Source organism: Streptomyces sp. (assembly GCF_031178505.1).
GTDB lineage: Bacteria > Actinomycetota > Actinomycetes > Streptomycetales > Streptomycetaceae > Streptomyces > Streptomyces gulbargensis.
Window position 1 is genome coordinate 1 of record NZ_JAPSIW010000436.1, and the last position, 5,952, is coordinate 5,952.

Sequence of the window (5,952 nt, forward strand, 5' to 3'; positions counted from 1 at the left end):
CTGACCGGTGACCCGCCACCCGTGAGGGCGGTCAGGTGGGAGTACGGAGCCTCCACTTGTGGGCCGGGCACGTAGGTGTCCGGCCGGTCGTTACACAAGGCTACCAGGCGTCGTTCCGGTCCGCGAACAGGGACGGCGGTCGGGGGGCCGGTCGGACCGGCATATCGTGTGGGGCATGAGCGAGACGCCCCAGAACGAGTCCACGGACTCCGCAGTTTCCCCGGACTCCCCGGGCTCCCCCGCCGCCGGTGCCGGCGACACCCCCGACTTCGACGCCATGACCCGCGACATCGCGGAGGTGCCGGCCGTCGAGGTGATCGTGACGGTCGCGGTCAACCTGATGAGCGCCGCCGCGGTGAAGCTCGGTCTCACCGAGGAGGGCGAGGTCCACAAGGACCTCGACGAGGCGCGCAAGCTGATCCACGCGCTGGCCGGTCTGATGGACGCCGGCGCGACGGAGATCTCCTCCTTCCACGCGGCCCCGCTGCGGGACGGCCTGAAGTCCCTCCAGCTCGCGTTCCGCGAGGCCTCCCTCGTCCCGGACGAGCCGGGCCAGGGCCCGGGCGAGAAGTACACGGGGCCGGTGTACGGCTAACCGGCAGCGGCGGGCCGCGCCGAGGAGCGGTGGTCCGTCAGTCCCGTACGTAGAAGGGCTCGCCCGGAGGCGTGGCCGAGGCCGGCAGCAGTGCCAGGTCGAGGCCCCGCACCAGGCGGGCCCTCAGTGTCTCGTCGGCGGCCAGGGCCCGGGCCACGCGCTGGGCGGCCTCGGCCGGGGGCGCGGCCCCGTCGAGGACCAGGGCGAGGGTGCCGTCGGCCTGGCCCGGGCCGAGGTGGGCGCGGAGCACGGCGGGCTCGGCTGCGACGGCCGCGCGGACCGCCTCCCGTACGGCGGGGTCGTCGAGCGGATCGGTGCTGGTACGGCCCTCGGCGAGGGCGACCAGGGCCGGGCCGGTCACCTGGTACGGAACCGGGCCGGCCAGGTCCAGGACGAGGGTGTCGGCCTTCTCGTGGACGAGCGCCGCGAGCGCCTGGTGCAGGGGGACGGCGACCGGGCGGGCGGCCGGGTCCCACCGGGCGAGCGAGGCGATCGAGGTGAAGGCGGGCAGGGCCCTGCGGTCACCCGCGGTGAGCGTCGGCACGGCCATGTCGCTGGTCTTCTCCTGGCGCAGTCCCGTCTCCGGGTCCACCTCGACCTCGCCGAGGACGGCGACGACGGGGACGAGCAGCCGGGCGTCCCGGAGCGCCTCGAGCACCGGGCCGTGGGCGGTCCGGTCCTCCGCCCAGGCCGCCAGGGCCGCGGCGAGCCGCGGGTCGGCGGTGCCGTCGTCGTCGGAGAAACCGGGGTCCGGGATGTTCTTGAGCGCCACGCACCGAGCCTAACCGCCGCTGCCCGGCGCCTCCGCCGCGGGTCAGCGCGGGCGGTGCGCGCGGTGGAGGGCGAAAGCGGCGAGCAGGAGCAGCGCGCCGAGTCCGCCGGCGACCGGGGCGAGCAGACCGAAGGACCGGCTCTCCTCGGCGGGCGGCTGCGGTCCGGGCCCGAAGTACCGTCCGCGGAATCCGGCCGAGACGTTCTTCGGGTCGCCGCCCTCGATCCGCGCGCCCGCCCGGATCGCGGCGGCCGGGTCGACCGTCCCGTACCCCTTGGCGTCGCTGCGGCCGCCGCGCGGACGGTTGCGGGCGGTGTCGACGAGGAGCTGTTTGATCTGGGCGGGGGTGAGGTCCGGGTGGGCGGACCGGACGAGGGCGACGGCGCCGGACACGAACGCGGCGGCGGCGCTGGTGCCCCAGCCCTCGTAGTAGCGGCGGTCGGGGTCGGCGATGACGACGTCGACGCCGGGCGCGCTGACGGTGGCGTACCAGCGGCGGGTGGAGAAGGAGGCGTGGACGCCGTGCCGGTCGACGGCGGTGACGGCGATGACGCCGGGGTAGGCCGCGGGGTAGGAGATGTGGTCGCCCTTCTCGCCGCCGTTGCCGGCGGAGGCGACGACGGAGACGCCCTTGGCGAGGGCGTACTGGACGGCGGCGTCCTCGCCCGCGTCGGCGTGGGCGGACTTGGAGTCGTCGCCGAGGGAGAGGTTGATGACGTCGGCGCCGTGGTCGGCGGCCCAGCGGATGCCCTCGGCGAGGGCGGTGCCCTTCGTTCTGCGGGCCTTCTCCCGGGCCTTGTCGCTGCCTTCGAGGATCACCCGGACGGGGAGGATCTTGACGCCGGGGGCGACGCCGAGGACGCCTTCCCCGCCGCCGGGGCCGTGGCCGTGTCCGGCGATGATGCCGGCCATGGCCGTGCCGTGGCGGGCCCAGGAGCGGTCGCCGCGGGCCGCCCCGAAACCGATGAGGTCGCGGCCGGGCAGGACGGATCCGGCGAGGTCCGGGTGCCGGTCGTCGACACCGGTGTCGAGGACGGCGACGGTGACGCCCTCGCCCTTGGTGGTGCGCCAGGCCTCGGCCGTGCGCAGCGTCTCGAGGCCCCACTGCCGGTCGCGGACGGGGTCGGCGTGGGCGGCGGGGGCGGTGGCGACGGGCACGACGGTGAGGGCGCCGGCCAGGAGCGCGGTGGCCGTGGCCCGGGCCGGGTTCGTACGGGCGCGGGTCACCGGTGCTCCCCCTCCTTCTTCTGCGTGGCGGCGACCGTGGAGCGCAGGAGCGCCGTGAAGCGTTCGGTGATGGCCTTCGCCTCGTGGCCGAGGCCGGCCTGGGCGACGGCGTCGGTACGGCCCCGGACCATGGCGGTGTCGGCGCGCTGCGGGCGGTCGACGGTCCGGCCGTCGGCGAACCCGGACACGGCGGTGACGACCACCGGCAGGTCGGCTGGGGTGGTGAGCCACCAGCCGGCGCGCTGTGCGGCGCCGAAGTCGGCGGCGACGGTGCCGGGTCCGGAAAGGGCGGGCGGCACGTCGTCGCCGAGGCGGGTGGCGAGGCCGCGGGCGGCGAGGGTGCCCTGGGTGGGGGCGTCGGCCCCCGTGAAGACGAGGCCGACGGTGATCACGCTGCTGGCGGTGGCGTCGGTGTAGGTGGCCCGCAGCACGCGCTCGCAGCCGAGCGGGCGGAGCGTGGCGAGGAGGTTCGGCGCGAGGGCCGCGGGGGTGCAGGGCGTGTCCGGGGCGACGACGATCCGGGTCCAGGTGCGGGCGGCGGTGCCGGGGCCGGCGCCGGGACCGGCGACGGTACGGGGGAAGAGGGTGTCGACCGGCGCGTTGTGCCAGAGGTTCCCGGCCTCGCTGTAGCCGGCCGGTTCCGCGGGCTTCCCGGGCTCGGCGGCGGCCAGCCAGACCCCGGCGAGCGCCCCGCCGATGAGTCCGACCCCGAGCACGACGCAGCTCGCGACCGCGATCGCCCGTCCGGTGCGCTTCGGCCGCACGGGCCGCAGCCGGGTGGTGCTCTCCGCGCCGGGGTACCCGTACGGGTTCCCTTCGTACGCCGTCCCGGGTACGGGCCCGGCGGCCGGGCTCGCCCACGGCTCGCGCACGGGCCGCAGCCGGGTCGTCGTCTCCACGCCCGGCTCCTGCGGCGGGGGGACGGCTCGCCCGGGGGCCGGCGCGGGCAGGGCCCCGGGGCCGGCGGCGGCCGGGGGTACGGCGGGGCGCCGGCCGGACGAGGGGACGGCGGCCGGCGGCCGGCCGGCCGAGGGGGGCGGCGTGGGGGCGGGCGCCTGCGGGGCCCGGGAGGGGGGCGGCGTCGGAGCGGACGGCGCCGGGGCCCGGGAGGTCTGTCCCGGCGCGGGGGCCGTGCGGCGGGAGTCCGGTCCCGGTGTGCGGCGGGCGTCCGGCGCCGGCCCGGTGGGCGGGGCGGCCGGAGGCGGCATGGGGCCCGGGAGGTGCGGGGGGTGGAGGAGGGTTTCGGTGATCCGGGAGGACGGGTGCGGGTGGTTGTCGGTCATCCCCGTCCCCCTGCTCGTGTCGACAATGCCCGCCACTCTACGGGCTGTTCCCCGCCGCGCGGGAACTCAGGGGCTACCCACCCGTAAACCCGTCTGGCAAGCTCGGGCCATGACTCCCCGCGCCGCCGACCGTTCCCGGTACGACCGGGCCACCGCCCATCTCGACGCGCCCGTGGCGATCGTCGATCTGGAGGCGTTCGACGCCAACGCGGACGATCTCGTCCGGCGGGCCGCGGGCAAACCGGTGCGGGTGGCGAGCAAGTCCGTGCGGTGCCGGGCGCTCCTGGAGCGGGTGCTGGCGCGGCCGGGGTTCGCCGGCGTGATGTCGTTCACGCTCGCCGAGTCGCTGTGGCTGGCGCGCGCCGGCTTCGAGGACGTGCTGCTCGCCTATCCGTCGGCCGACCGCGCCGGGTTCGGGGAGCTGGTCCGGGACCCGAAACTGGCGGCGGCGGTGACCGTGACGGTCGACGACGTGGCGCAGCTCGACCTGATCGACGCCGCCCGGTCCGGCGGCCAGGAGGAGGTCCGGGTCTGTCTGGAGCTGGACACCGCGCTGCACCTCCTCGGCGGGCGGATACGGGTCGGGGCGCGCCGCTCGCCGCTGCGCACCCCGGCGGAGCTGGCCGAGCTGGCCCGCTCGGTCGAGCGCCGGCCGGGTTTCCGGCTGGTCGGGCTCATGGCGTACGAGGGGCATGTGGCCGGGGTCGGGGACGCGGTGGCGGGCCGGCCGCTGCGGTCGCGGGCGGTCCGGCTGATGCAGGCGGCCGCGCGCCGGGAGCTGGCGGAGCGCCGGGCGGCCGTGGTGCGCGCGGTGCGGGCGGTGGCGCCGGACCTGGAGTTCGTGAACGGCGGCGGCACCGGCAGTGTGCAGCACACGGCGGCCGAGGACGCGGTGACCGAGATCGCCGCCGGTTCGGGCCTGTTCGTGCCGCGCCTCTTCGACCACTACTCCTCCTTCAGCGGCCGTCCGGCGGCCCTGTTCGCGCAGCCGGTGGTGCGCCGTCCCGGGGTGGGCGTGGTGACGGTGCTCGGCGGCGGCTATCCGGCGTCGGGGGTGGCGGGCAAGGACCGGCTGCCCGTGCCGTACCTGCCGGAGGGACTGCGGTACGACCCGCAGGAGGGCCCGGGTGAGGTGCAGACTCCGCTGCTGGGCTCGCCGGCCGACGACCTGCGGATCGGCGACAAGGTGTGGTTCCGGCACGCGAAGGCCGGCGAGCTGTGCGAGCGGTTCGACAGCCTGCGGCTGGTGGAGGGCGACCGGGTGACGGACACCGTGCCCACGTACCGGGGCGAGGGCAAGACCTTCCTCTGACCGTCCTCGATGCCGTCCGGGGCCTCCTCCGCGCGGCAGCCGGACGCCTCACGACGCCCGGCTGCCGGGTGGGGGGTGTGGGGGGCCGGAAGGGTCAGAGGGGCGTGACGTACGCGCCGGAGATGCCGCCGTCCACGAGGAAGTCGCTGGCGTTGACGAAGGAGGAGTCGTCGCTGGCGAGGAAGGCGACGGCGGCGGCGATCTCCTCCGCCTCGGCGAAACGGCCCACGGGGATGTGGACCAGGCGGCGGGCGGCCCGCTCGGGGTCCTTGGCGAACAGTTCCTGGAGGAGGGGGGTGTTGACCGGTCCCGGGCAGAGGGCGTTGACGCGGATGCCCTCGCGGGCGAACTGGACGCCGAGCTCGCGGGACATGGCGAGGACGCCGCCCTTGGAGGCGGTGTAGGAGATCTGGCTGGTGGCCGCTCCCATCACGGCGACGAAGGACGCGGTGTTGATGATGGAGCCCCTGCCCTGGCGGCGCATGTACGGCAGGGCGGCCTTGCAGCAGAGGTAGACGGAGGTCAGGTTGACGTCCTGGACGCGCTTCCAGGCCTCCAGGCCGGTCTCCAGGATGGAGTCGTCGTCGGGGGGCGAGATGCCGGCGTTGTTGAAGGCGATGTCGACGGAGCCGTAGGTCTCGAAGGCGGTGCGGTACAGGGCCTCGACCTCCTCCGGATCGGTGACGTCGACCTTGACGAAGGTGCCGCCGACCTCCTCGGCGGCGGCCTTGCCCGCGGTCTCGTCGATGTCGCCGCAGACGAC

Annotated in this window: 6 protein-coding genes; 2 read left to right on the forward strand and 4 right to left on the reverse strand. The window is 76.3% G+C overall.

The features are described 5' to 3' along the window. The first annotated feature begins 175 nt into the window (after positions 1 to 175). The gene (locus RIF68_RS24445) at positions 176 to 595 is read left to right on the forward strand and encodes a DUF1844 domain-containing protein (protein WP_309053449.1); all 420 of its coding nucleotides are present in this window, start codon (positions 176 to 178) and stop codon (positions 593 to 595) included. Positions 596 to 632: 37 nt separating this feature from the next. Here the strand turns inward: RIF68_RS24445 and RIF68_RS24450 are convergent, their stop codons facing one another. From RIF68_RS24450 to RIF68_RS24460, 3 genes are read right to left on the reverse strand one after another with little or no spacing between them, the layout of a single operon-like run. Next, positions 633 to 1,367, reverse strand: a complete 735-nt coding sequence (locus tag RIF68_RS24450; RefSeq protein WP_309053450.1) for an SseB family protein — start codon at positions 1,365 to 1,367, stop codon at positions 633 to 635. Positions 1,368 to 1,409: 42 nt separating this feature from the next. Next, the gene (gene mycP, locus RIF68_RS24455) at positions 1,410 to 2,594 is read right to left on the reverse strand and encodes a type VII secretion-associated serine protease mycosin (RefSeq protein ID WP_309053451.1); all 1,185 of its coding nucleotides are present in this window, start codon (positions 2,592 to 2,594) and stop codon (positions 1,410 to 1,412) included. After that, positions 2,591 to 3,493, reverse strand: coding sequence for a hypothetical protein (locus tag RIF68_RS24460; RefSeq protein ID WP_309053452.1), 903 nt, complete (start codon positions 3,491 to 3,493; stop codon positions 2,591 to 2,593). Before RIF68_RS24460 ends, mycP begins: the two co-directional genes overlap by 4 nt. 493 nt (positions 3,494 to 3,986) lie before the next feature. Here RIF68_RS24460 and RIF68_RS24465 point away from each other — a divergent pair, with 493 nt between their 5' ends. Continuing rightward, positions 3,987 to 5,189 carry an amino acid deaminase/aldolase gene (locus tag RIF68_RS24465; protein WP_309053453.1) on the forward strand — a complete coding sequence of 401 codons (1,203 nt, stop codon included), beginning with the start codon at positions 3,987 to 3,989 and terminating at the stop codon, positions 5,187 to 5,189. A gap of 94 nt (positions 5,190 to 5,283) precedes the next feature. On the opposite strand, the gene RIF68_RS24470 is transcribed toward RIF68_RS24465, so the two are convergent. After that, positions 5,284 to 5,952: 3-oxoacyl-ACP reductase (locus tag RIF68_RS24470; RefSeq protein WP_309053454.1), on the reverse strand; the 669-nt coding region annotated here is incomplete at its 5' end.